The organism is Synechococcus sp. MVIR-18-1 (genome assembly GCF_014279835.1).
Taxonomy (GTDB): domain Bacteria; phylum Cyanobacteriota; class Cyanobacteriia; order PCC-6307; family Cyanobiaceae; genus Synechococcus_C.
Genome location: NZ_CP047942.1, coordinates 1,553,897 through 1,577,702, shown reverse-complemented (window position 1 = coordinate 1,577,702; position 23,806 = coordinate 1,553,897). Strand labels below are relative to the sequence as shown.

The following is a 23,806-nucleotide window of genomic DNA, read 5'->3' as shown; positions in this document are numbered from 1 at the left end:
GATCTGGAGTCAAGGCTTCTCAGGAAGCCTTAAGTATTAGAGAATCTTTTCAAAGGCCTCCCAAATGATTAGGCCGTCAGAAAGCCCATGGCCTTGCGTACGCGATCCACGGTGGCTGTTGCCACGCCTTCAGCCCGGATACGGCCTTGTTGCAGCACGTTCTCTAATTCGGCCCGATCATCCATGAGCTCGCTATATCTGCTTTGAATCGGCTCTAAGGCGCTCACGGCGGCCTCTGCCAGCAGAGGCTTGAAGGTTCCCCAGCCCATCGCTGCGCATTCTTCAGCAACGGCTGTTCGGCCCTTGCCGCTCAGCAGCGCATAAAGGCCGAGGAGGTTGTCGGTTTCCGGTCGATCCGGGTTGCTGAATTCAAGACCCATTTGAGGGTCTGTTTTGGCCCGCTTGATCTTCTTCGTGATCAGTGCAGGTGGGTCAAGAAGCGTGATCCGACTGTTGTCGTTCGGATCGCTTTTGCTCATTTTGCTGCGGCCATCCATCAGGCTCATCACCCTCGCCCCTTCGCGCATGATCAATGGCTTGGGAACTTGCAGGAGCGGTTGATCCTCTGAGCCGAAGCGAGCGTTGATGCGTTGTTGGGCGATGTCGCGCGCTAATTCCAGATGTTGTTTCTGATCTTCCCCAACAGGCACAAGGTCTGCGTCATAGAGAAGGATGTCTGCGGCCATCAGAACTGGATAGTCAAGAAGGCCTACTGAGACGTTGTCGCCTTGCTTGACGGCTTTTTCTTTGAACTGAATCATGCGCTCCAGCCAGTTCAAGGGAGTGACGCAGTTCAGGAGCCAGCACAGCTCGCTGTGAGCTTTGACGTGACTTTGGACAAAAACGGTGGATTGATCAGGGTCGAGACCGCAAGCCAGATAAAGGGCTGCCGTGCTGAGGGTGTCCTCCGCTAAACGATTTGGTTGGTGTGGAACGGTGACGGCATGCAGATCAACGACACAAAAGAATGTGTCGTTGTCGTGCTGCAGATCCACCCAATTGCGAATGGCGCCCAACCAGTTGCCCAAATGAAGAGCACCTGTTGGTTGAACGCCGGAGAGAACCCTCGGCCGCCCCATCGATCAGGCTCCAGTCTCGGTGTTGTCGTCGCTTGCTGGCGTGGAAGTCCCATCGCTAGCGCTGGCGTCTGTTGAAGCTTCTGTCTCTGGTGAAGCCTCTGCTTCTACTGCAGGTTCTGGTTCCGCTGCAGGTTCTGGATCAGGGGCAGGAGGTTGGGGTTTGGCTGGCCGTGCAAAAGGATCAGGACGTGGTGTCCGATTCCGTTCACCCCGATTGCCTTCTCCTCGTCCGTCTTCGGATCGTCGCCCGCCACCTTGGGCTCGTTGCTGAGCGATCAACTCAGTGAGCTGGCCGTCCTCCAGCATCTGAGCAAGAGCGCGAACGGCAAAACCCAGCACTGCAACGGTTGAACGCAGATTGAAAGCCTCTTGGAGGGCTCTCACTGCACGCATCTCGTTGTCACTGAGTCGAATACGGAATCCGCCCCCCTCTCGGTTGCCGGAATTGCGGCCGCCACGGGAGCCCCCGCCGCCCTCACCTTGTCTGCCCTGTTGACGGGAATCGCTGTTGGAATCAGTCATGGCCCGAGGCCTGGAATCAGGCGCAAGTGTGACGCATCATCGAACTCCTAGAGGCATCCTTTCTTGATCTCCGTGCTTAACCGTGGGTTCCACGGAAGGTGATCACTTGTTCTGCATAGTCTCTTGGCTCGAGGTGAATGGTGCAGCGAACGGGGCCGAACCGGGATTCAAGGCGCTCTTCAACGCGTTCAGTGATCTGATGCGCTGCAATCAGGTCATCGACATCCACCACCATGTGCATATCAATGAAGACCTGTTGGCCCAGGATCCCTCTGCTGGCGATGTCATGGCAATTGAGGACTCCAGGTACACCCAACGCCTGTTCGTTGATGGCTTCAGGGGCAATCGCAATGTGATCCACAAGCCAGGGCAGGTTGTCGCGCAAAACCTGCCAGCAGACACGAATCAGAAGCACGGCAAGGGGCATGGCGAGCGCGACGTCAAGCCAGCTGATCTTGAGCAGCCAGGCCCCTGTCAGCCCCACCAGGACAATCACGGTGGTCCAGATGTCACTCGTGGTGTGATGGGCATCGGCTAGGAGCAGTGGACTGTTTAATCGGCGCCCCTCTCGTCGCTCGTAGCCGGCGAGCAGAAGATTGAAGACGAGCACTAGAAGCAGCAGCAACAGCTCCGTTGCGTTAATCCGTAGTTCAGGCAATCCCTCGGTAAGGCGTTCACTTGAGGTGATCAGGATTTCGATTGCTGTGAAAAAGATGAAGCCAGCAACCGCCAGAGCCCCAATTCCTTCGTATTTGTGATGGCCGTAGGGATGATCTCGGTCTGGTTTGGGATCCGAGAGCCCATTGGTGATCAGTCCCGTCAAGCTTGAGAGAGCATCGGTTGCGCTGTGCATTGCATCAGCAACCACAGCCAGTGATCCACTGGCTAGTCCCACCACCATCTTCAGCAACGTCATGGCCACGTTGATGGTGAGGGCCACCATTAGGACCCGTTTGACCTCATGGCGACGATCGCGGGCCATCGATGTGAGACACAGGTCCCCTAACCATATAAATTTCTCGTTCAGAGGTCTCGTTATGAGGGACGGACTGGACGCTGCCAGTTTTCATACGTACGCAAGTGCTGGCCCTGACTAGACAGGTTGAGCTAGGAAAGCCCCAAGTTATGGATTTGTTGTGCTGATGCCGGTTCCATCAATCAGCACCATCAAGCTGATTCCATCCATCGCAGGGAAACTTGCTCTGGCTGGAGGGACCCTGGCTTTTGGAAGTTGGCTGTTCAGCGACCTGGTTCACCTCCCCGGTGGAGGCGCCGGCTTCTTGGTCTTGGGAGCTGGTTTCTGGTGGATGTCCCGTCCTTCTCGGCCTCCTCAATTTTCAGAGCCGTCCTCAATCTCTGGATGGATCCGTCGTTGTGAGGCGGTGCTGGCGCAGTTCACTGAGCTCGAGCTGGCGTTAGGTCTCGATGGTTTGCGATGTCCTCGCGAACAGGAGTTGGATCTGTTGAAAGCTCAGCATGCGCCTCTCAGTGTGGGTGTGGTAATTAGTGAGGGCGGGACTCATCCGAGTACTTCCGAGCTTCACAACGCTTTGGAAGGTTCCAATTCACTTGAGCTGTGCATCGCAAAGCCGTTGCCAGTGGTTGCTGATGCTTGGAACTGGCCTCAGGAGCTTGAGCTGCTTGATGTGATCTTGTACGGACTTCCAATGCCGCTGAGGGCAGCTGATCTTTTGCGATTGGAACAATTGCCCACGGATCGCCCCGCTTGGTTGCTCATTAAGGATTCTGTTCACGACTCTCGCGAAGCTCGACAGCAAGCCTTGAGCTGTCAATTACCCAAGCCATGGTGCGATCGACTGTTGTTTTGGAGTGGTGAGTCAGCTGATCTACGGAGAGGCTTGCATCCAGTGCGACGCCATTTTGCTCAGCCTTCTCGGAGCCGCGAGATCACCAAGCAACGCTTGTTGACCTCTCTTCATCGCCGTTGGCAAGCAGAGCTAGAGCAGTTGCGTCGTGAGCGATTCCGTTCCCTGCTTCAAAGGAGTCAGTGGATTGTGGCGGGTGTGGTGATTGCCTCCCCTGTCCCAAGCGTTGATCTTCTTGCTGTGGCTGTGGTGAACGGCTTGATGGTGAAGGAAATGGCTCAAATTTGGGGCTGCTCCTGGAGCTCTGAGGTGTTGCAGGTTGTGGCTCGCCAGTTGGGGACGGCCGCCCTTGGGCAGGGGGTTGTGGAGTGGAGTGGTCAAGCATTGCTTGGCATGGCCAAACTTGACGGTGGTACTTGGTTGGCGGCAGGGATGCTTCAAGGCCTTAGCGCTGCCTATCTCACTCGCGTAGTGGGTGCATCAATGGCTGATTGGATGGCCCTTAATGCCGGTGTTGCCCAGCCTGACCTCGATGATCTCAAGCGACAGGCCCCGCTGTTGGTTGCGAAGGCGGCAGAGCGTGAGCGAATGGATCTTCCCGGTTTTGCTGATCAGGCCAGGGCATGGCTCAAGACGAATCAATTCGCCGGTGCATGACACAACTTCATGAATCATTCATGAAGTTGTCATGAAAAATGTTGTCGAGATAATGAGATCCGTTGGTTTTGCTTGAATTGTGGACCCCTTTTCATCATGTTGACTGTGATCATGGCTCCTCTTTTGAGGATTGATTGATCGATCCCGTTCTTATTTTTTCTCATGGCAACTGCCGTTCGCAGCGGTCGCTTAAGCAGCTGGCAAAACTTTTGTCAGTGGGTCACTGATACCAACAACCGCATCTATGTTGGTTGGTTCGGTGTGCTGATGATCCCTTGTCTGCTTGCCGCTACCACTTGCTTCATCGTCGCTTTTATCGCCGCTCCTCCGGTTGATATCGACGGCATCCGCGAGCCCGTGGCTGGCTCTTTGTTGTACGGCAACAACATCATTTCTGGTGCTGTTGTTCCTTCCAGCAACGCCATTGGCTTGCACTTCTACCCAATCTGGGATGCTGCCTCACTCGACGAGTGGCTCTACAACGGCGGCACCTATCAGCTGGTTGTCTTCCACTTCCTGATCGGCATTTCGGCTTACATGGGCCGTCAGTGGGAATTGTCCTACCGCTTGGGCATGCGCCCTTGGATCTGTGTTGCATACAGCGCACCGCTGTCTGCAGCCATGGCTGTTTTCCTGGTGTACCCCTTCGGTCAGGGTTCTTTCTCTGACGGCATGCCTTTGGGCATCTCTGGAACCTTCAACTTCATGTTGGTCTTCCAGGCTGAGCACAACATCCTGATGCACCCCTTCCACATGCTTGGAGTGGCTGGTGTCTTCGGTGGTTCACTGTTCTCCGCCATGCACGGCTCACTGGTGACCTCATCCTTGGTTCGTGAAACAACCGAGAACGAGTCCCACAACTACGGCTATAAGTTCGGCCAAGAGGAAGAGACGTACAACATCGTGGCTGCTCACGGCTACTTCGGTCGCCTGATCTTCCAATACGCCTCGTTCAACAACAGCCGTAGCCTTCATTTCTTGTTGGGAGCCTGGCCCGTTGTGGGCATTTGGTTTACGTCCATGGGCGTGTCAACCATGGCCTTCAACTTGAACGGCTTCAACTTCAACCAGTCCATCCTTGATAGTCAGGGCCGCGTCCTGAACACCTGGGCTGACTTGGTGAACCGTGCCGGTCTCGGCATGGAAGTGATGCACGAGCGCAACGCTCATAACTTCCCCCTCGACCTGGCAACTGTTGAGTCCACACCTGTGGCACTTCAAGCACCTGCAATCGGTTGATCTGGAACCCCTTAAACGTTCAGATCAACTGAACTAGAAAGCCCCCCCCCTCCTGACGGAGGGGGCTTTTTTGTGCGCTTATGACAGCATCAAGAAGACTTAACTTCTTCAATTCAGGAAGCGTTTTTAGGCGCCATAAGACCAATTGGTGTCCCGCCGATTCAAGGTTGGAAATGAATTTGCGCTCAACTGCTTTGGCAAGGAGTCAAGGCTGATTGACTCCAATGTTTTCAAACTGAATGTGGTTTCACGAACTACCCTCGTCGTTTGAAAAAGATCAAGCACTGTGAGGCTCGGATCAGATGTGCGTTGCGTCCCCAATAACCGACGAGGTCCGTTCCCCATGGCACCAAGGCTGAGCATGCGCTGTCTCTTGAGTTCGCCCGGATACCAGGCGTGGTGATGTCCTGAGAGATAGAGGTCAACCTGATGACGTCGCATCAAATCGATAATGTTCACAGCATCTTCGATGCACTCGCCGGCACGATCCCTGCCAACACTGATGGCGGTGAGTGGGAGATGTCCCATCACGATGCAGCAATCGTCTGGTGATCTGGACTCTGATGCCAGTGCTTGCTCCAGCCACTGCCGTTGACCTTGATCAACAGTGGCGGATGAAGCATCAATTACGACCACGAATAAGCCAGGTTGTTTAACACTGAACTGAAAGGGGTACTGCGACGCATCGATGAACTTGAGCCCAAGCCGGTTCTTCTGATGGTCCCAAAAGGCTTCTGCCTGATGGCGCTCTCTTGCAAAAACGTACTGAGAAGCCTTTGTTTGACTGGATGCGTCGTGATTTCCCATCGTTGGAATCATTCCAATCCCCTGCTGGAGGAGGGGATTGAGAATCGTGGATTGGAAGCTGCTCCACATCGCCTCAAGCTGAGAATCCGTCAGGCTGATCTTCTGGCCGGCCACCATGTCCCCTGCGCAAAGCACCAGATCTGGTTTCAGTTCAGAAAGCAGATCAATCCCTGCTGTCACGGTTGGGCTGTAGCGGGTTGATCCGTAAGGACCGTTGAGATCACTGATCAAGGCCAGGCGAAGATCTCCCCGCTCTGAGGCTGCCACTGAGTGAAACGTTTTTTGATTGGGCGCTGCTTGAACGGCATGAAGCAAACACCGACTTACTGCCGTGGTTGCTAACAGCCTCAGAAAGTAACGCCGACTTGTTTGCATCGTTCCAACGGTATGAGCACACCAGCAAGAAGGCCATTAATTAGCCGGGCTTATGGGCGTGATGACCAGCCGCAATCTCAGGGGCAACACAAAGCAACACAACTCAATTAAATTTTGTTCACTGGGTGATTCCAGTCTTTCTTCGCCTCTTGAGCTCGTCTCCTAAGGCATCTATATCCGTTCTCATGACTACCACCATCCAGCAGCGCTCCGGCGCTAACGGCTGGCAGCAGTTCTGTGAGTGGGTCACCTCCACCAACAACCGTCTTTATGTCGGTTGGTTCGGTGTGTTGATGATCCCCACACTGCTTGCCGCTACCACTTGCTTCATCGTTGCTTTTATCGCCGCTCCTCCGGTTGATATCGACGGCATCCGCGAGCCTGTTGCAGGTTCACTGATGTATGGCAACAACATCATCTCTGGTGCTGTTGTTCCTTCCAGCAACGCCATTGGCTTGCACTTCTACCCAATCTGGGAAGCTGCCTCACTCGACGAGTGGCTCTACAACGGCGGTCCTTTCCAACTGGTTGTCTTCCACTTCCTGATCGGCATCTACGCCTATATGGGACGTGAGTGGGAACTTTCCTACCGCTTGGGCATGCGCCCTTGGATCTGTGTTGCATACAGCGCACCTGTTGCTGCTGCATCTGCAGTGTTCCTGGTCTACCCCTTCGGTCAGGGTTCTTTCTCTGACGCCATGCCTTTGGGCATCTCTGGAACCTTCAACTACATGTTGGTCTTCCAGGCTGAGCACAACATCCTGATGCACCCCTTCCACATGCTTGGAGTGGCTGGTGTCTTCGGTGGTTCACTGTTCTCCGCCATGCACGGTTCATTGGTGACCTCATCCTTGGTTCGTGAAACAACCGAGACCGAGTCCCAGAACTACGGCTATAAGTTCGGCCAAGAAGAAGAGACGTACAACATCGTGGCTGCTCACGGCTACTTCGGTCGCCTGATCTTCCAATACGCCTCGTTCAACAACAGCCGTAGCCTTCACTTCTTCCTTGCAGCCTGGCCTGTGGTCGGCATCTGGTTCACCGCCCTTGGCGTGTCAACCATGGCCTTCAACTTGAACGGCTTCAACTTCAACCAGTCAATCCTTGATGGTCAGGGCCGCGTCCTGAACACCTGGGCCGACGTTCTTAACAGAGCTGGACTTGGTATGGAAGTGATGCACGAGCGCAACGCTCATAACTTCCCCCTCGACCTGGCAGCTGCTGAGTCCACACCTGTGGCACTTCAAGCACCTGCAATCGGTTGATCTGGAACCCCTTCAAAGTTCAGATCAACTGAACTAGAAAGCCCCCTCCTCACAGAGGGGGCTTTTTTGTGCCTTCCTTTCTTCCTCAACAATTTGATGACTGCAGCTCAATGAAAATCAAAGCGATCGAGGTTTATCCCTTTGATCCAGGTCTTCATGAAATTGCGAACAAAGCGGTCCTTTTTAAGGCGGAAAAGTATTGATTCAGGATCTTGAGATCGATCTGATTAGCCCAATACTTTTGATTGCCAGTGGTGTTGCTTGGTTCCTGTCTCCTCGAGATTATGCATAGACAAGACTTCCGCCCACAGCGTTTGGGCGCAGTTCCTTTGGCGCTAGGCGTAGGGACCGAAGTGTGTTGCACAGGTTGCTCCGCACTGGGCCCCAAGCTTGATCGCTTCAGTGGTGGACCATCCTGCAGCGAGTCCGGCTGTCACGCCAGCGGCAAAGCTGTCGCCGCATCCATAGGTTTCTGCAAGAGGGCCAGGCAGAGGTTGGGCTTCAAATCGTCCTCCTGGAATGAGGACCCCTCCCCTCTCTCCTTCTGTGGCGATCCTCAAGGTTGGCGCTGGGGTGAATGCACCCTCTTCGATGCATTCGCCTGGATCAAGATTGCTGCCGATCAGGGCATCGAGACTGACTCCGGCCTCTTGAAGAACGGGTAGTCGAAGCCGGGGCGAAGCCGTTAAAACTTTGGCTGCGCGCGCCAGCTTGAGTCCTTGCGGATCGGTTGCAGAGACAAACACCCCGGCACAATTGGCGAGATGCTCCCACGGCAATGGATCATGAGCGACTGGTGTCAGTCGCTCCCCAATGACCGTGATCGCTCGATCGCTGCTGCTATCAACCAAGCTGATACCGCGGCGGGTGGGTTGGTCGCGCCAGGCAATGATGGGTGTGACACCTAACTCATGCAGGCGTGCTTCGCTCCGCGCGCCGATTTCATCCTTCCCAAGGGCTGTAAAGAAGGCCACTTTTTGGCCCGTCAGCCTGGCCAATTGAACAGCTACGACAGCGCCAGCACCCGCTGGCTCTTCGAGGGAGCGATGGGCACGGCTGATCTGCCCAGGTGAAGGGAGCTCATTAACGGCAAGAAAAGTAACCCACTCGAGATGCCCGACAACAGCCAGAGTGAGATCAGTTGGAAGTGATCTCATTTAAGGAATTGGCAGAACAGATTGAGCCGCATCACGCAGGCGCACATTGATCCGACCGCCGATCTCGGTGACGTCTACCGCTCCACCGACGTTCAACTGATCTTCGTCGGATGTTCCGACAAGAACAGGACCTTCATCCAACCCTTGCACTTTGACGGGAGCTGTCACTTCGTTGACTGAAACCTGTCCTTGCACGTCAAGTGATCGGTTTGATTCAATCAACACGGGCTTGGTGACGGAAACTTGGCCTTGCACGGGGAGAGCTTCAGAGGCCTCTATGGCGATCGAACCCTCACTCTTCACCCTTACAGGTTCCTTGATTTCATCAACAATGACGCCGCCAACGAGACGCACTGGAAACGGCTGTCCGAGGGGCAGTCCGATCGGGATTGGTTGACGGAGTATTTGGGTCGCAGCCACGGCAACTGACCCCGCCGCAATCACAACTGCGAGCGGCCAGCGGCTAGCCATCGCCAGGGTGAACCAGCGCGGATCGTTCTTGTCTGGCATCAAACTATTTCTAAATACCGTTCCGGTTTTACCGGATTTTTAGAAAAAAATTAGTGGATAAGGTCCAGATCTTGAAAATTCCCTAGAGCTCGTAATCTTCTTCAAATTGATTGAGAAGACCTTTGTAGAGAACGAGTGTGCCTTCGCTTTCCTCAGTGATGCCCTCAGCGTCGTACAGCTGGGAGAGGTGGGTGCATGCAGCGTGCACTTGAGCAAAGGCTTCTGCGTATTCGTTTTGAATATCTTCTTCTCGGATGTCTCGAATTAACGCAGAAATAAACTCAACTTTCTTATGGGCCGCTTTGATTTCGGCTTCCATGTCTTTGCTGAGTTTGCGCCGCTTTCGAGCCATTGGCCTGCACTGTCAGCCCTTAATCCTAAGGCCAGGGGGCTGACAGGCATTGACTAGTCAGATCAGAAACAGAAGGGAAGCATCTGAGCGCTGCAAGCTGTGTACCCATCAACAAGGGGGCCGAGGCCGATTTGATGGAGGATTCCTTGACCTGTGAGACCTTCGGTAATCACCCCGATCACAAATCCGATCATCGCGGCACGACCATTAAAAAGTTCAACTTTCTTGAGTTGATCTTCGTGAATGGAGCGAGCTGCCTTGCTTTGGAACCAGGTGTCGGTAGCGGGAGTGCGGTCCATGATGATCTTTCAATTGAAACGAACTGTAACAGAGGTTTGACGTTGGAGCGTCTTGCGGCTAAGGCCTTCTCCAGATCACCGGCTGTCTTCGTTTTGGGTACAGCTCGCGGCACATTGGGCAAACGGTTCCATCGCATCCACGAGCAGTGCAGTGCTCACGTCCATAAAAGATGATTTGCAAGTGAAGCTTGTTCCAGCTCTTCGGGGGGAATAGGGATTTCAGATCCTTTTCGGTTCGCTCAACGCTGTCTCCATTGCTAAGCCCCCAGCGCTGCGCTAACCGATGAATATGCGTGTCCACAGGGAAGGCCGGTACTCCGAAAGCTTGGGCCATCACCACGCTGGCGGTTTTGTGACCTACGCCAGGCAGCGCCTCCAGCTCTTCAAAGCTGCTTGGTACTTTCCCTCCGTGCACTGTGATCAATAGGTGAGCGAGTTTGTGCACATTGCGGGCCTTGGTTTTGGCGAGCCCGAGCTGGCGGATGTGTTCGTAAATCTCTGCTTCTGTTAAGGCCGCCATGGCACTTGGAGTTGGTCCAGCTGCAAACAAGGCCGGAGTCACTTCATTGACCTTTTTGTCGGTGCACTGTGCACTGAGAAGCACAGCGATCAGCAGGCTGAAAGGGTCGCTGTGATCCAGAGGGATCGGTGGATCTGGATAGTGCTCATCCAGGCGGCAGAGCAGGTGGGAAGCACGCTCTTTTTTGAGCAATGGTCATCGAGTTGCAGGACTGCCATCATGGCCTCACTGCTTTTGCGGCCATGACATCTGTTCGTAACGACGGTTTATCAGACGTCAGTTCCGCTTATCAGCGTGCGATCGCGCGCGAAGAAAAGGGCGTGAGTTCGGATGACGATCTCTTGGCAGTGGAGTCCCCCCAGCCAAGACCCGGTCCCCATTACCAAGCGAAAGCCGAGAGCGACAGTGATGGAGATAGCGATCTCTACCGCCATCACAGCCAGCAGCAATCGGCGGAAGGGGGGTGAAGGGGGCTGCCTTTAAGACCCAGGCTGAATGGCTTTTTTCAGGGTGTCCACGCCTTTCTGGATCGCTTCTTTGGGCGCTTCGATCATTTTTTTCTGCGTGTTTGACCAGATTGTGACGGCATAGACCAGAGCACCGCCAAGAATTAACGCCGCTAGAACCAGGCCAATGCCAGTGCCGCCGCCTCCTTGCTTGATCACAACAGGTTGCTGCTGATTGTTTTCAGACATAAGAGGACCTTTCTGCTTTTATCAAAGTGATCACCCAAAGGTCCTAGCGAGGTGACGGTTAATTGTCAGGTTGCTTCAAGAAGCTTTGAAAGAAACCTCTCCATCAGTGGAATCAGTGACCAGGTAATTGATCGGCCATTGATCAGCACTGAAAGACTTGGATTGACGCTTGCCCTAGCGTCGAGTTGAACAAGCATTTTCAAAAGGAGCTGCCGTGAACACCGCCGTGAGGGGGATTCTCTATGTTTCGATTTGGGTTGTTGTGTGGGGTGTCGCCTCATCACTCGTGGATTGGGTGTTGTTAGGCGGAGAGGTCTATGAGATGGGATCTTTTGGTCAAGTGGCCACATTTGTCGGCTATGGAGCCGCTTGTTCTGTCTTGGCTGTTCGCTTGTCTGGTCGCTTTCTTAAATCAGCTGAGGATCAGGCTGACGGTTGATGGGGTTCACGTGACACAGCGCCAGCTGCCAAAAGCCCAGCGATGAATCCACTCGCGTGACCAATCCAGCTCACTCCTGCAGGTGAGGCCCAGGGCAGCAATCCAGGTAAGGCGCTTCCGTAGAAGGCAACGGCAATCACGCTTAATGCGATGGCCAGCGGTCTGCGTTCAAGGAACCCAATGAGCAGGAGGTAGCCAAGGAGTCCATAGACGACTCCTGAGAGTCCGTGGCTGCCCACAGGCCAAAACATCCAGAGCGGAATTTCGAGAAGAATGACGGCAATCCAAACCGCCACATAACCGCGCAGGCTTTTCAACAGCACGAGATAGCTGAGGGGTAAAAAAACGATGCTGTTGCCGATGAGATGACCTAGATCTCCATGGCTGAATGGTGCGGTGAGCAGGGTCCACCAAGGCGTTCCAGGCCCCATGGCCAAATTCCATCGTCCGCCTAGCAAGAGTTGATCGATGCCTTCCTGCAGCCAGGACAGACCTAATAGGACCAAAGGAAGAAGGATCACTGCACTCTGAAGGTCACTCCCATCACCGCGGTGATGTCTTTGTCGATGGTGCTGGTGTCATAGGAGCCATAGCTCCCCATTTTTGTGGAGTTCGGCACGGTGATTTGGAAGGTGCCTGTGTCTGCATTGGTAATGGCTCCAATACCGGAGCCAGCCTGACCTGCGATCGCAATCGCTCGATCTCGAGCATCGGCAGTTGCTTTGGCAAGCATGTCGACGCGTTTTTCAGCCAGCTTTGTGTAGGTATAAGCCGGTGGCTGAATTGCTAACGACACTCCGTCGCCAATCAGGTTGCTAATGGTGTTTGATGCCTTACGGATTAAGGCCACATCTGAGCTGCCAACGTGGATGGACTGACGTGCTGTCCACTCTGTGTTGGTCAGCATCCCGGTAACACGGTTGCGAATGTCGTTGCGATCAGTCCGTAAAACGGTGAGTTGGGTGCTGTTTTCGGGGATGCCCGCATCTTGCAGAAAAGCGAGCGTCCGCTTCAAATCAGGTTGCAGATTTTGATAGGCCTGCTGCTGGCTTAGACCGTTGCCACTCACGGTCACGGTCCAATCTGCATAATCGCTACGAAGCCTTTCGGTGCTGGCACCGGTCACGGTCACGGTGTCTGTTGCGGTTCGAATCCCTTTCACGGCAACAGCTCCAGCCACAACAAGACCGCAGCTCAGCACCAGCATCGGCAACACCAGAGGAGGCGTTCGACGCCATAGTGAAAGCCGGTTCGGACCTGGGGACGATTGTTCTGGCACGGACTTTGGACTTTCAACCATTCCAACCGATCTGTGGATTGGGATGTGTTTTTCGCGATCACAACTGTGACTGGCTATGACCCAAATCAAGACCCATAAGTCATTGATGCCAAAAAGCACTGAGGTGATCGTGATCGGCAGTGGGATTGGCGGCTTGTGCTGTGCCGGACTCACTGCTCGAGCTGGTAAGGAGGTTTTGGTTCTTGAAGCTCATAGTCAGCCAGGCGGGGCTGCTCATGGCTTTGAACGCCAGGGCTATCGCTTTGAATCTGGTCCATCCCTATGGAGTGGGTTGTCGCGGTGGCCAAGCAGTAACCCGCTCGCCCAGATCCTGCGTGCCTTGGATCAGCCCTTGGATGTGGTGAGTTACAAGGATTGGGATGTCTTGTTTCCGGAAGGCCATCTCCGTGTTGGGGTGGGAGGCGATGGCTTTGAACGCGTGGTGCAAAGGCTGCGTGGACCTGAGGCTGTGGCTGAGTGGCAGCGTTTTACAGAGGTGCTGCAGCCGATCGCAGCCGCCGCAGATGCCTTGCCGTTGCTGGCATTGCCAGCATCCGTTGATGGGATTGGTCCTCTGTTGAGACGGAGTGGACGCCTGGTGCAGCATCTTCCAGCCATCCGCCATTTAAGTGGTGCATTCGGACCTCTAGTGGACCGTCACTTGCAGGATCCATTCCTGCGTCATTGGGTGGATTTGCTCTGTTTTTTGATCAGCGGTATGCCGATGGCTGATACCAACGCAGCCGCGATGGCCACCTTGTTTGGTGAGTGGTTTGACCCTCAATCTTGCCTTGATTTTCCGAAAGGAGGCAGTGCGGCCGTGGTTGATGCACTCGTGCGTGGCCTTGAGGCTCATGGCGGCAGCTTGAGGCTTGGCGCAAGGGTTCATCAGGTGTTACTCGATGGTGACCGGGCCATTGGCGTGGAACTCAGCAATGGCGAGACGCTTTATGCCGACGTTGTGGTGAGCAATGCGGATGCCTGGGGTACAGCGGCTCTTTTGCCAGAGACGGCTGCGAAGGCTTGGAGACAGGACAGGCTGTCTACTCCTCGTTGTCGTTCTTTTTTGCATCTTCATCTGGGATTTGATGCGAGTGGTCTTGAGGACCTACCGATTCATACCGTTTGGGTCGGAGACTGGGAACGTGGGATCGACGCTGATCGCAATGCTGTGGTGGTGTCGATTCCATCTGTGCTCGATCCCTCGATGGCACCGGAGGGACATCATGTGCTCCACGCCTATACCCCGGCCAATGAGCCCTGGTCAGAATGGGCGGATCTCCAGCGGGGAACTGCGGCCTATCGGGAGAAACGTGGACAACGCTGTCAGGTGTTTTGGGATGTGTTGGAGCAACGCATTCCCGATCTGCGCAGTCGTTGCCAAGTGGTGATGGAGGGGACCCCTATCACTCACCGTCATTACCTATCCACGGATCAGGGGAGCTATGGCCCTGCAATGTCAGCAGCCAAGGGGCTGTTTCCTGGGGTCACCACTCCCGTTCAGGGATTGCTGCAATGTGGATCGAGTTGTTTTCCTGGAATTGGTATTCCACCCGTTGCTGCGAGTGGTGCTATGGCAGCGCATGCGATCACAGGTCGCAGGGCTCAGAAGGACTTGCTTCGCTCACTAGATCTTTAGGGAGTTAGTTGATAGAAAACTCAGAAAGATTAATTTTTAACGGTAAAAATACTTGTATGTGTCAGGAAAGGAAATGCATAAATGGCTTAATCCTTGATTACATAAGATTGTAGCTGTTGGCTCTTCAATTATGCTTTTAATGTCTAATCATGGGGCAAACATCAAAAACCTTATTTAACTCCAGCGCTGTCTTTATGCGCAAAGTTAATTAATTATTGATTTCTCTTGAGTTGGTGGTTTAAATGATAATTAACCGATACTTTTGCGCGCAACAACTGCAAAAAATGGATCACCTTTCCCGCCAACTATTCCCATCAAACCAGCGGCTTTTGTTTCTTCCGCAAACACGCGTACGTCAGACCAACCATTGGCTTGCAGCACTGTGCCCACGTAGTCGAGATGCTGTTTGTCGTCGTTATCTGTCCAAACCTGTGGTGCTTTCGTAAAAAACATCCGATTCGAGAATGCAACGATTGCTGTTCCATTGGGTCTCGTGACTCGGAGCATCTCTGACGCGACATTTTCTGGTTGTGTCCAGTACTGCCAAGCAGCAACGGCCAGGCAGACATCAACGGATGCATCCTTTAGGGGGATCGTGGGCTCCAGATTCATGTCTTGAACGTAGTGGCTGTCGAGTCTTGGGTTGGCCACGAGTTCTGCCTCGTTCATGCCATGGCCGATTACGCGCTCGTAATGAATGTCTTCTGGTAGGTGACTCACCCAAGACGATCCCAGATCAAGCACAACAGCTCCAGATGGAATGTGCTCTCTGTAAAAGCTGGTGAGACGTGTCCTAAAGCCTTCATCTAAATGCTGGACGAAGCGTGGTTCTGAATAAAAAACGCGATCAGGCTCGCGGTCGAGCTTGTATCGCTGGTCTTCAGTGAGAATTTGAACTGCCATCGATGTATTTTGGCGAGTTTGTTGGCTGCCCTGCGAGTTCGAAGCCCTCACTCGTCTGGTGGAAGCTGTTGCCAACCGCTGGTCCAAAGCTCTTGGTTCTTGAGTTCGTTCCAGTGGATGCGTAGACGAACGCTTGAATCAAGCACTGCTTCTAATTCCACCCATCGGGATTGTCCTTTCCCTCCCTGAAGGATTAGGCGAAAATGGCGGAAGCCCTTCTGGGGCGTAACGCTTGTCCAGGATTTAGCAACAGTCCAGCTCATGGTTGAGGCCTAGCGATTTGTTTTTAAAAAGTTCTGATTCTGGCTCATCAATTGTGAGTTTTCAGCGTTGGTGACTTATCAAACTATTTTGACTCTTAAGAGTATAAGTCGTGAGATTCCGCTGTGAAAATAAATTGTTTCGATTGTAAGACAGTCAATGCTCTGGGGAGTCTGTTTGAGTCTACAATCAAGTGAATTGAATCGGTACATTGGCCAAGCTAGCAGAAACTGGAGTTAAAAGTCTTCAGCAATTCAATACAGCAGGAAATGGCCGAATTGTTGCATTTCATAAGTCTATTTTGAATGGATTAATTAGAAAGTTTGGCCTCTCAACGTATCAACTCTTATGGCTTTCCTTTCTAAAGGGAATCGTTCTTACAATGGTTGCAATCTGTCTTTACTATGAACTTCATTGAAACTGTATATTAGTTTAATATGCTCTTTTGATCTAGTCTTTTCGGTTAATAATTTTAACCCTTGCTTGCGGGCGGAAAAAGATTTGTATTATTAGTCTATGGAATCTATAATTATAGTTTTTCTCAATTCTGAACGGTTAACTTATCGATCCCAGTGGCTTTTACCCACGCGGCAATCGCTTCAAGGTCATTGCGACTAGGAATGCATAAGCATCCACTACCTGGGTTGCAATGATGGATACCGAGTCCGCTTCGGTCTGTTTTGAATTGTGGCTGTAGGTTCAACCAGATGTCTGTTCCCCATGGCTCGGGCTGCCCCAGCAGATAATCTCCAATTGGTAGAGCTGCTCCATTTCCTGGACTCCAGCGTCGATCAGCCGTTGGCTTCGTGTTGTATCCGCTGATGGCAGGCCAGCGGGCAAGGCGTTCGCTTCCTCGAAATAATTCGACCAGCCATTGGCCATTGTTGGCTGCGCCTGTGCTGGATAGACGCCTTGCTTTGAGCGAAAAGCTATCGTGATGACTCTGAAGAAGGGCTGGATTTGGACCTGTTTGGCCAGAATCAAGATTGTGTGGTTTTTGCGTATTGCTTCGTTTGATTTCATCTTTGCTTGCGGACTGCTTTGCGGAAATTCCTGGCTCGCAGCTCATGATCAACAGCAAGGGAGCTGCTAAGAACAAGCCTTTGATGATGTGAAGGGTTGCTTTGTAATGCATGGCTTTGCTGTTAGTTTCTCTGTGCTTTGACCTAAAAAACTTTTTATAGTTAGGCTTTTGTGCTTGTTTTTTGGTAAGTTTTGATGATTTGCTCCTTTGTAAGCCATGCATTACCTTTTGAGACTTTTTAGGACTAGCTGTTTTGAACCTAAGTATTGCATGATCACCTGCTAAATAATCGGCTTCGGTTCATGTCGGTTTTTTGGCTATGAACGAGAGGTCTTGCTACCAAGAAGTGGTGTTCTTTTTTAGTGATATGAAGCATTTGGTTCGTGTTGGTGTTGTGGTGTCTGGGGTAGTCACGATTTCATCCCTGCAATTGTTTGCGGGTCCTGCAATGGTCTCTGCAAAAACGATTGCTCGTGCACAGGGAGTGTGCCGATTGATGAGTGGTGGTGCTGTTGCCTTTCAGGGGCATTGCGTAAGTCAACAAAAGGTCAATGCTGGCAACACTGTGTTGGTGATCAAGCTTGACAATGGCTCCACCTATCGCTTTCGCGGACCTTCCAAGGAGGCTCTGCAAATTGAAACATCCTCTGGCTTGCACAACGCGCAATTTCGTGATGGCGGCAATAGCAATGTTTTTGCATGGAACGACAGAGGTCAAGCGCAACGCCTTGCTGTTCGTCTAGAAACCGCGCATGATCCGAGTCCTCGCTATGACAATTCTTCTTCAACGAGTACGGGGTCTGCAATTGGAGCGTTTGCTGGAGCTTTGATCGGAAGTTTGATTCAAGGTCACTCTGGTCATGGCGGGGGAAATCAGCGCCAGCATGCAGAGTCAACCTGTCTTCGCGCGGTATCGAATCAGGTTGGGCGAAGGCGTGATTCCCTCCAGATCGTTGGGACTGAATCGTATAAGGGAGGATTTTCAGTACGCGTCAATGTTCCTCGTACAAAGGCGCCCTGGCTTTGCCGTGTGAATGGTGACGGTCATGTGGTGGACGTGGAGCACACCCATCCCAATGGTTTCCTTTGACCTGATTTGTGTCTTTGTATCGTGATGAACGCCGATCTCCTTGACCAATCCCTATGTTTGTGCAGTAGCAACAGCTACGCATTGCATCGTTCACCTCGTTTTTACGAGGCGCAGACCAGCCCAAGCCAAGGAACGGGGACTTGGGTTTTCTCGGAGAACATCATGAGAACTCTTCTGTACAGAGGTCAGTCCTACGCAGCCCATCAGCCCTCTGCGGCTAAAACCTGTGTGGAGCTCACCTATCGCCACGAGCACTACAACACTTGCCGTGAAAAGGTCAGAGCTGAAATGCAACAACATCCAGTTTTGAGCTACCGAGGCGTTCGTTACTCCAAGTAACTAAGCTCCCATAGTCATCATTTTCGGTGATTGAGTTTGTTGCCCGGTTGCTTAATTGCAATCGGGCTTTTATTTTGAGTATTCAGAATGACCTTAACCTTACCTTATTTGTCCCACACACTCTTGCAGTTTGCTTTTTTATATTGTGATTTTGCTTTGCGATAGCTTTTGTTTTGTTCTGATAGCTCATCGCTAGCTTTTTTTGCGGCTTCACTATCTCCCTTGCTAGAAATGATGTAGCGATTGATGCTCATTCTTGAGCCAAGGCTATTCATGATTCTTGTGAGTAGCTCGCATTCTGTTGTCGCTTGGCTTTTGCCTGCTTGCAAGCTCATAAGGGCCAGAATTGCTGCAGCTATTGAGATTCTCATGGTTTGATGCGTCAGTTTTGACGTTGATGTTGATGCGTTGCTGTGCGCTTTACCTTAGATCTCCCTTATCATCAATTTTAGAATTATTGCAATAACACCTTCTCATGAGTCAGCGAACAATTGCGATTACTGGAGCCTCTGGAAAAACAGGGTTTCGGATTGCTGAGGAGTTGATGGCTTATGGAGACTGTCCGCGTTTGTTGCTGAGGTCTGAGTCGGTGATTCCCGAAACCCTTAGCAAGGCTGAGCAAGTTCGGATCAGCTTGCAAGACCCAAGCGCTTTGGATGCAGCCTTAAAGGGTGTGGATGCCTTAGTGATTGCAACGGGTGCCAGGCCTTCGATTGATTTGTTAGGTCCGATGCGAGTTGACGCTTGGGGAGTACGTTCTCAAGTGGAGAGTTGTTTGAGAGTTGGAGTGTCTAGGGTGATTCTCGTGAGTTCTTTATGTGCGGGGCGGTGGCGTCACCCCCTGAACTTGTTTGGTCTGATTCTTGTCTGGAAACGAATTGGGGAGCAGGCTCTGGAGAACAGCGGGCTGGATTGGACGGTCATTAGGCCAGGTGGTCTCAGTGAAAGAGAGCAATCACTGGAGGAAGAGGGGGTGTATTGGACAGGTCCTAATCAGCAGGAGAAGGATTCCATTCCAAGGCGTCTTGTTGCCCGTTGCTGCGTGGAGGCATTGAATACTCCGGCTTCGATCGGGAAGATTCTTGAAGTGACAAGCAGTGCCTCTCGCCCACTGATCGCTCTTCCCGAAGCATTATTGAGTATTGATTCCTAGAGACCAGGTCCTCTATATATGCGATAAATCAGTGATCAGAGTTTGACTTCTGATCATTGCAATCAAGTTGAGAAGATGGGCCGCCACCCATCTTTTTTAATGCCCCATGGTTGTTGTTGTTGCTTTTTAATTTAATCAAGCTCCTACAATGCTTTTGCTGTTGATAAATTCATGGATACCAAGTTTACCCAGTTCTCTGCCATAGCCACTGTCTTTAATCCCTCCGAAGGGAACCCGAGGATCACTTCTTACAAAATCATTGATTGCCACGCATCCTGCTTCAATGTCTTCGACTGCGATTCGCTTGGCATTGGCGGTGTTTGCTGAAAAAATGGCTGCTCCCAATCCAAAGCGAGTTTCGGAGGCAAGTTCAATCGCATGCTTGTCATTTTCTGCACGGACAAGGCTAAGCACTGGCCCAAAAATTTCATCATCAAATGCGGGCATCCCCGGTGTGACATCTTCGAGGACTGTGATGGGATACCACCAGCCTTGTTGTTCTGGTATTCTCCCACCTTTGCGAAGAGTGGCTCCCTGTTTAATGCTTTTTTCAACCTGCAGATGAATTTTTTGACGGAGATCTAATCTTGCTATTGGTCCAATATTAAATGCGGGATTCATTGGGTCTCCCATCACGTAAGAATTCAGTTTTTCCTGCAGAAGGTTGAAGAATTGATCGTAGACATCATTGACAATAATCAGGCGTTTTGCTGCAATGCAAACTTGTCCTGAGCAAAGCATCCGACTTGCTGCACAACGATCTGCTGCTAAATCAAGATCTGCATCGTGAAGGATTAGATAGGGATCTTGTCCCCCTAGCTCTAAAACACATTTTTTTAGATTGGCGCCTGCAATTGATGCCACAGCACGACCGGCCTCCTCGCTCCCTGTAAGGGTGACAGCGCGTACTTTTGGATGCGCAATGACGAGTTGTGCATCTGTTGATCGAATGGGCAAATTCGTGAAGACCCCTTGAGGGATGTCGCAGCTGTCAAAGATTTTTTGAATGGCCTTGCTGCATCCCGGCACATTGGATGCACCTTTTAGAAGGAGCGTATTTCCTGCCATTAAGGCAGGGGCAATTGCTCTGAAGGCTTGCCATAGAGGGAAATTCCAGGGCATCACTGCAAAAAGAATTCCGAGCGGTTGCGCCGTTACGACGGCCTTCTTCTCACCCAGATCGATCATTTCGTCAGCAAGGTGCTGTTGACCATTCGCTGCGAAATACTCGCAGACCCAGGCACATTTTTCTACCTCCGCTAATGATTGCTGAATAGGCTTTCCCATTTCTTGGGTGATACATTCTGCCAAGGCAATATTGTTTGCTTTTAATGCCTGTGAGGCCTGAGTAAGAGCTTTTGCTCTTACGCTAAAAGCAGAGGTTTTCCATTGTTGGTATCCAGAATGCGCCTGCTCTATGGCTTGAATGATCTGAACTTGATCCATTAATGGATACGTGTTAATGATTTCTCCGGTGGCAGGATTAACCGCTTTAAGGCCTTTTGCTTGTGTCATTTTTTCTTATGTTTTGCCCTAACGAATGAGGGCTTGTGACCTTGATTTTAACTATTTTACGTCCATCGAACAGGGTCTTTGGAGAAATGATGGAGGCATGAATCGGTTTCATTCCCTAGTAAGTCGCGGCTAATCGTGAGACAGATTGCATTGAGAGGCAATGCAAATGTGCTTCCATCTCCATCGAATGGACCTTCAACGTAGGCACCAATGCGTTCGGCCATTAAAAAGCCAAGGAACAACACGATCCCGGTGATGCTGCCGACTACAGATGTCCCATCTGTTTTGAAGTTCAACAGGAGCTGAAACCCGAAGATCCAGCTCAACATGCGAACAAAAACGTCGTAACTTGCAGGCAATGGCGTATTTCTAATTCTCTCAAGGCCACCGATTGCGTCAACGGTGGCATTGGCAATGTTCATTAATTGTTCTCTGCCACGAGCATTGATGCTTTTGTTTTCATATAGTTTGCGAACTGCAATGGCTCTAGCCTGCCCTAATTGTCTTAGTGTTGTTGTTGGTTTCATCTCTAGATTCTCCAAGAGGTAGTCTTGGAAGCGCCTTAGATCTTGATGGTAAAAATTTCTTAACTGAAAATTGAGCTGCCAAACCATTGCAACTTGATAACGCACTAGGTTGCGTCCATCTGCACTCGCTAAGTGATCTTCTGGAAGCAGACTTGTTAAAATGTCTGTCCAATTGCGGCTGTGGTTAACGATTGCTCCCCATAATTGCCGTGCTTCCCACCAACGGCCAATCGCCTGAGTATTTCTAAAACCTATAAAGATCGATACCGTAATTCCCATAATTGAGACCACGCTGCCGCTTTGTTGCCAATTGGTGGGCACTGTGTCACTCAAGATCAGAGTGCCAACCACCGCCAACAGCAAGAGGTCGTAGCGCATACGCCACAGCAACAGCAACAAAACAACGAAATAGTCCCGTCGAGCTGTACGCGGTGGATCGCCGTAGGTCCCAGACTTAATTGGCATGGCGTTCCCCATGATTCGCTTTGACTTAATCCCGCGGCCATTGGCGCTTTATGACCCTATTAGCTGACTCTCCGCATTCAGATTTTGATCTTGCTGTGATCGGAGCTGGTCTGGCCGGCACTGGTCTTGCTGCTTCGCTTCGTCAAGCCGGTTTTGACGGCACCATTTTGCTCTTAGAAGCTGGTCGAGGTCCTGGTGGTCGAGCCGCGTCGCGGCGCCGACGCGACGATTTGCTCTGGCGGCTCGACCATGGTGCGCCTTGTTTCAGCTTCAGCCAACCACCGAAGGGTCGTCTCGCTGAATTGTGGAATCCTCTTCTGGAGAAGGGGATTGTCCAGCCTGATCGAGGAATTGTTGTTGGGTTAAATGAGACGGGTTGCCTCGTTGACCCACCGGATCACCCACTGCTGCAGGGCCCTCGTTTTCGTGGTGTGCCAACCATGGCATCGGTGCCAGAAGCTTTGCTGCAGGCTGCAGGCTCAAAAACGCACGGGGTGTTTGGAGAACGAATCAGTGGCTTGAGTAGGGAAAATGGATGGTGGTGCTTCTCCGGTCAGCACCGTGCGCGTTCTTTAGTGGTCACTGGAAATCTTTTGGCGCATCCCCGCTCCCTGGCGATGTTGGGGTGGCGCGATGTGCCTTTGCGTTCGGCAGTTCCGTTGAATGTGGATCCCTTCCTGGACGCTGCACTCGAGCAAATTGCTGAGATGCGTGCATCGGTGCGCTGGAATTTGATGCTCGAATTCCCTCGATGTGCCGACCATCTCCCTAGGCAAATTTGGTTGACGTCTGAAGCTCAAGAAACATTTGGCATTGAACGAATCGTTCTTCATCGTCAGCAGGATCAAAAGCTGGGCTTAGTGGTCCATGGATTAGATGACGGGTCCCCGATCACGCCAGACAGCCAGCCTGGTTTGTTGGTGTCGCAGGAATTACGTCAACGAAAGGCTCTCACTGAGCTGTTGCTGCCTTGGCCAGAGTTGGCTCAGGCACTTCCTCTGGCGCGTTCTTTAGGGGTCATGCGTTGGGGAGCATCTCAGCCCCTGGATTACCCGCTCCCAACGTCCCTTCAATGGTGCGGGCCCAGTGCTGTTGGCTTTTGTGGGGACTGGATTGCCGGCCCTGGTTTTGGCATGGCTGAAGGGGCTCTCCAAAGTGCGGTTGATCTCGCTGCCCAACTGACCGAATAAAGATGGGTCGCGGATGCATTGATAACAACAATTTCAGAATGGATTGCCAGACCTGGTGAGCGGTTCATTGATGCGTCAAAACAGTTCAAAGCGGATCACACATGCGCCCGAGTTATCGCCCTGTTCAGCTCCATGCCAGCGTGCATGATGATGACCCTTGTATGTGTTTGAGCTGCACTGATTTACGTGGACGCTTAACGTTAAATGCGACACGATCTCATTCACTCTTGATTGGACAAGGCAGCTTCCAAGCTTCGAAGACGTTGTTCGTTGACCCCAAGATCTGATTCTCCAAGTCTTGAAACTGAGCGTGCCTGGAGTACAGATCGTTCTGAATCCGCGTAGAGCTCTAAATCATCAACGAAGCCGAAAATCTGACTGCTTGCGGTGGCATGGAGATAATCCGCTCGCTGTTCGACGATCTCGGATCGAGGGGTTTGTTGGATGACTTCGGCGAGTTCCCTTAGGCTTTCGACTGGATCGTTTCGCTCCCACTCGAGTCGTGCGCAGTGAGCGGGTGATTCGCACGAACTGAGTTGACCTTGATGGATGCCCAGATCGGTGGGCATCGGCCCGACGAAGTGAAACAGAGCTAGAAGGATTGAAAAAACGGTCAAAACCATAGGGAAGCTGTCTCAGCGTTGTTCAAGTGAGTTTGGGAGCCGATGGCCATCGAGCT

29 protein-coding genes are annotated in these 23,806 nt (G+C 52.0%); 10 read left to right on the top strand and 19 right to left on the bottom strand.

Annotated elements, in window-relative coordinates; all coding sequences use genetic code 11:
- Window positions 1-68 precede the first annotated feature (68 nt).
- The 3 genes from trpS to SynMVIR181_RS08460 all read right to left on the bottom strand — a co-directional run bounded on the left by trpS (window position 69) and on the right by SynMVIR181_RS08460 (window position 2,583).
- Window positions 69-1,079: a tryptophan--tRNA ligase gene (gene trpS / locus SynMVIR181_RS08470; RefSeq protein WP_186523287.1), complete on the bottom strand. Its 1,011-nt coding sequence runs from the start codon at window positions 1,077-1,079 to the stop codon at window positions 69-71.
- A gap of 3 nt (window positions 1,080-1,082) precedes the next feature.
- Complete coding sequence (locus SynMVIR181_RS08465; RefSeq protein WP_186588925.1) at window positions 1,083-1,601, bottom strand: hypothetical protein; 519 nt, start codon at window positions 1,599-1,601, stop codon at window positions 1,083-1,085.
- A gap of 76 nt (window positions 1,602-1,677) precedes the next feature.
- Window positions 1,678-2,583 carry a cation diffusion facilitator family transporter gene (locus tag SynMVIR181_RS08460; RefSeq protein ID WP_186523283.1) on the bottom strand — a complete coding sequence of 302 codons (906 nt, stop codon included), beginning with the start codon at window positions 2,581-2,583 and terminating at the stop codon, window positions 1,678-1,680.
- 160 nt (window positions 2,584-2,743) lie between these two features.
- Here SynMVIR181_RS08460 and SynMVIR181_RS08455 point away from each other — a divergent pair, with 160 nt between their 5' ends.
- Together SynMVIR181_RS08455 and psbA (SynMVIR181_RS08450) are read left to right on the top strand one after the other, a co-directional pair.
- Window positions 2,744-4,084, top strand: a complete 1,341-nt coding sequence (locus tag SynMVIR181_RS08455; RefSeq protein ID WP_186588924.1) for a YcjF family protein — start codon at window positions 2,744-2,746, stop codon at window positions 4,082-4,084.
- A gap of 162 nt (window positions 4,085-4,246) precedes the next feature.
- A complete protein-coding gene (gene psbA / locus SynMVIR181_RS08450) occupies window positions 4,247-5,323 on the top strand; it encodes a photosystem II q(b) protein (RefSeq protein WP_186588923.1) in 1,077 nt (358 codons plus the stop codon).
- 126 nt (window positions 5,324-5,449) lie between these two features.
- On the opposite strand, the gene SynMVIR181_RS08445 is transcribed toward psbA (SynMVIR181_RS08450), so the two are convergent.
- On the bottom strand, window positions 5,450-6,505 hold the full coding sequence (locus tag SynMVIR181_RS08445) for a metallophosphoesterase (protein WP_186588922.1): 1,056 nt from the start codon (window positions 6,503-6,505) through the stop codon (window positions 5,450-5,452).
- 185 nt (window positions 6,506-6,690) lie between these two features.
- Here SynMVIR181_RS08445 and psbA (SynMVIR181_RS08440) point away from each other — a divergent pair, with 185 nt between their 5' ends.
- Window positions 6,691-7,770 (top strand): photosystem II q(b) protein, encoded by a 1,080-nt coding sequence (psbA, locus tag SynMVIR181_RS08440; protein WP_006854385.1) that lies wholly within the window; start codon window positions 6,691-6,693, stop codon window positions 7,768-7,770.
- A gap of 335 nt (window positions 7,771-8,105) precedes the next feature.
- Here the strand turns inward: psbA (SynMVIR181_RS08440) and SynMVIR181_RS08435 are convergent, their stop codons facing one another.
- The 5 genes from SynMVIR181_RS08435 to nth form a co-directional block, all read right to left on the bottom strand.
- The gene (locus tag SynMVIR181_RS08435; RefSeq protein WP_186588921.1) at window positions 8,106-8,927 is read right to left on the bottom strand and encodes a PfkB family carbohydrate kinase; all 822 of its coding nucleotides are present in this window, start codon (window positions 8,925-8,927) and stop codon (window positions 8,106-8,108) included.
- A complete protein-coding gene (locus tag SynMVIR181_RS08430) occupies window positions 8,928-9,437 on the bottom strand; it encodes a hypothetical protein (protein WP_186588920.1) in 510 nt (169 codons plus the stop codon).
- 82 nt (window positions 9,438-9,519) lie between these two features.
- Window positions 9,520-9,789, bottom strand: a complete 270-nt coding sequence (locus tag SynMVIR181_RS08425) for a hypothetical protein (RefSeq protein WP_186588919.1) — start codon at window positions 9,787-9,789, stop codon at window positions 9,520-9,522.
- 62 nt (window positions 9,790-9,851) lie between these two features.
- Window positions 9,852-10,088 (bottom strand): high light inducible protein, encoded by a 237-nt coding sequence (locus SynMVIR181_RS08420; RefSeq protein ID WP_186588918.1) that lies wholly within the window; start codon window positions 10,086-10,088, stop codon window positions 9,852-9,854.
- Window positions 10,089-10,146: 58 nt separating this feature from the next.
- Entirely contained in the window at window positions 10,147-10,800 is a 654-nt protein-coding gene (nth, locus tag SynMVIR181_RS08415; RefSeq protein WP_186588917.1) for an endonuclease III, read from the bottom strand.
- Between nth and SynMVIR181_RS08410 the strand changes: the two genes are divergently transcribed.
- On the top strand, window positions 10,800-11,075 hold the full coding sequence (locus SynMVIR181_RS08410; protein ID WP_186588916.1) for a hypothetical protein: 276 nt from the start codon (window positions 10,800-10,802) through the stop codon (window positions 11,073-11,075). The genes nth and SynMVIR181_RS08410 overlap by 1 nt on opposite strands.
- A 12-nt stretch (window positions 11,076-11,087) precedes the next feature.
- Here the strand turns inward: SynMVIR181_RS08410 and SynMVIR181_RS08405 are convergent, their stop codons facing one another.
- Complete coding sequence (locus tag SynMVIR181_RS08405) at window positions 11,088-11,303, bottom strand: hypothetical protein (RefSeq protein WP_186588915.1); 216 nt, start codon at window positions 11,301-11,303, stop codon at window positions 11,088-11,090.
- A gap of 214 nt (window positions 11,304-11,517) precedes the next feature.
- Here SynMVIR181_RS08405 and SynMVIR181_RS08400 point away from each other — a divergent pair, with 214 nt between their 5' ends.
- The gene (locus SynMVIR181_RS08400) at window positions 11,518-11,742 is read left to right on the top strand and encodes a hypothetical protein (protein WP_186588914.1); all 225 of its coding nucleotides are present in this window, start codon (window positions 11,518-11,520) and stop codon (window positions 11,740-11,742) included.
- Here SynMVIR181_RS08400 and SynMVIR181_RS08395 read toward each other — a convergent pair.
- Window positions 11,727-12,263: a rhomboid family intramembrane serine protease gene (locus SynMVIR181_RS08395; RefSeq protein WP_186588913.1), complete on the bottom strand. Its 537-nt coding sequence runs from the start codon at window positions 12,261-12,263 to the stop codon at window positions 11,727-11,729. The two genes, SynMVIR181_RS08400 and SynMVIR181_RS08395, sit on opposite strands and share 16 nt — an antisense overlap.
- Window positions 12,260-13,042, bottom strand: coding sequence for an SIMPL domain-containing protein (locus SynMVIR181_RS08390; protein ID WP_370593839.1), 783 nt, complete (start codon window positions 13,040-13,042; stop codon window positions 12,260-12,262). Before SynMVIR181_RS08390 ends, SynMVIR181_RS08395 begins: the two co-directional genes overlap by 4 nt.
- A gap of 85 nt (window positions 13,043-13,127) precedes the next feature.
- Between SynMVIR181_RS08390 and SynMVIR181_RS08385 the strand changes: the two genes are divergently transcribed.
- Window positions 13,128-14,660 (top strand): NAD(P)/FAD-dependent oxidoreductase, encoded by a 1,533-nt coding sequence (locus SynMVIR181_RS08385; RefSeq protein WP_186588912.1) that lies wholly within the window; start codon window positions 13,128-13,130, stop codon window positions 14,658-14,660.
- A gap of 249 nt (window positions 14,661-14,909) precedes the next feature.
- Here SynMVIR181_RS08385 and SynMVIR181_RS08380 read toward each other — a convergent pair whose 3' ends face one another.
- The 3 genes from SynMVIR181_RS08380 to SynMVIR181_RS08370 all read right to left on the bottom strand — a co-directional run bounded on the left by SynMVIR181_RS08380 (window position 14,910) and on the right by SynMVIR181_RS08370 (window position 16,893).
- Complete coding sequence (locus tag SynMVIR181_RS08380; protein ID WP_186588911.1) at window positions 14,910-15,563, bottom strand: methyltransferase domain-containing protein; 654 nt, start codon at window positions 15,561-15,563, stop codon at window positions 14,910-14,912.
- A 47-nt stretch (window positions 15,564-15,610) separates the two neighbouring features.
- On the bottom strand, window positions 15,611-15,826 hold the full coding sequence (locus tag SynMVIR181_RS08375; RefSeq protein WP_186588910.1) for a TIGR02450 family Trp-rich protein: 216 nt from the start codon (window positions 15,824-15,826) through the stop codon (window positions 15,611-15,613).
- A gap of 539 nt (window positions 15,827-16,365) precedes the next feature.
- Window positions 16,366-16,893: a hypothetical protein gene (locus SynMVIR181_RS08370; protein WP_255444225.1), complete on the bottom strand. Its 528-nt coding sequence runs from the start codon at window positions 16,891-16,893 to the stop codon at window positions 16,366-16,368.
- 274 nt (window positions 16,894-17,167) lie between these two features.
- Between SynMVIR181_RS08370 and SynMVIR181_RS08365 the strand changes: the two genes are divergently transcribed.
- Together SynMVIR181_RS08365 and SynMVIR181_RS13305 are read left to right on the top strand one after the other, a co-directional pair.
- Window positions 17,168-17,938 carry a hypothetical protein gene (locus tag SynMVIR181_RS08365; RefSeq protein ID WP_186588908.1) on the top strand — a complete coding sequence of 257 codons (771 nt, stop codon included), beginning with the start codon at window positions 17,168-17,170 and terminating at the stop codon, window positions 17,936-17,938.
- 24 nt (window positions 17,939-17,962) lie between these two features.
- Complete coding sequence (locus tag SynMVIR181_RS13305) at window positions 17,963-18,277, top strand: DUF4278 domain-containing protein (RefSeq protein WP_255444224.1); 315 nt, start codon at window positions 17,963-17,965, stop codon at window positions 18,275-18,277.
- Between the two features lie 104 nt (window positions 18,278-18,381).
- On the opposite strand, the gene SynMVIR181_RS08355 is transcribed toward SynMVIR181_RS13305, so the two are convergent.
- Window positions 18,382-18,606 carry a hypothetical protein gene (locus SynMVIR181_RS08355; RefSeq protein ID WP_255444223.1) on the bottom strand — a complete coding sequence of 75 codons (225 nt, stop codon included), beginning with the start codon at window positions 18,604-18,606 and terminating at the stop codon, window positions 18,382-18,384.
- Between the two features lie 146 nt (window positions 18,607-18,752).
- Between SynMVIR181_RS08355 and SynMVIR181_RS08350 the strand changes: the two genes are divergently transcribed.
- On the top strand, window positions 18,753-19,430 hold the full coding sequence (locus SynMVIR181_RS08350) for an SDR family oxidoreductase (RefSeq protein WP_186588906.1): 678 nt from the start codon (window positions 18,753-18,755) through the stop codon (window positions 19,428-19,430).
- A 135-nt stretch (window positions 19,431-19,565) separates the two neighbouring features.
- Here the strand turns inward: SynMVIR181_RS08350 and SynMVIR181_RS08345 are convergent, their stop codons facing one another.
- Together SynMVIR181_RS08345 and SynMVIR181_RS08340 are read right to left on the bottom strand one after the other, a co-directional pair.
- Complete coding sequence (locus SynMVIR181_RS08345; protein WP_186588905.1) at window positions 19,566-20,945, bottom strand: NAD-dependent succinate-semialdehyde dehydrogenase; 1,380 nt, start codon at window positions 20,943-20,945, stop codon at window positions 19,566-19,568.
- Window positions 20,946-21,001: 56 nt separating this feature from the next.
- Window positions 21,002-21,871: a bestrophin family ion channel gene (locus SynMVIR181_RS08340; RefSeq protein WP_255444222.1), complete on the bottom strand. Its 870-nt coding sequence runs from the start codon at window positions 21,869-21,871 to the stop codon at window positions 21,002-21,004.
- Window positions 21,872-21,987: 116 nt separating this feature from the next.
- Between SynMVIR181_RS08340 and SynMVIR181_RS08335 the strand changes: the two genes are divergently transcribed.
- Window positions 21,988-23,127, top strand: a complete 1,140-nt coding sequence (locus SynMVIR181_RS08335; RefSeq protein WP_186588903.1) for an NAD(P)-binding protein — start codon at window positions 21,988-21,990, stop codon at window positions 23,125-23,127.
- 221 nt (window positions 23,128-23,348) lie between these two features.
- On the opposite strand, the gene SynMVIR181_RS08330 is transcribed toward SynMVIR181_RS08335, so the two are convergent.
- Complete coding sequence (locus SynMVIR181_RS08330) at window positions 23,349-23,750, bottom strand: DUF1499 domain-containing protein (RefSeq protein WP_186588902.1); 402 nt, start codon at window positions 23,748-23,750, stop codon at window positions 23,349-23,351.
- Window positions 23,751-23,806: the final 56 nt, after the last annotated feature.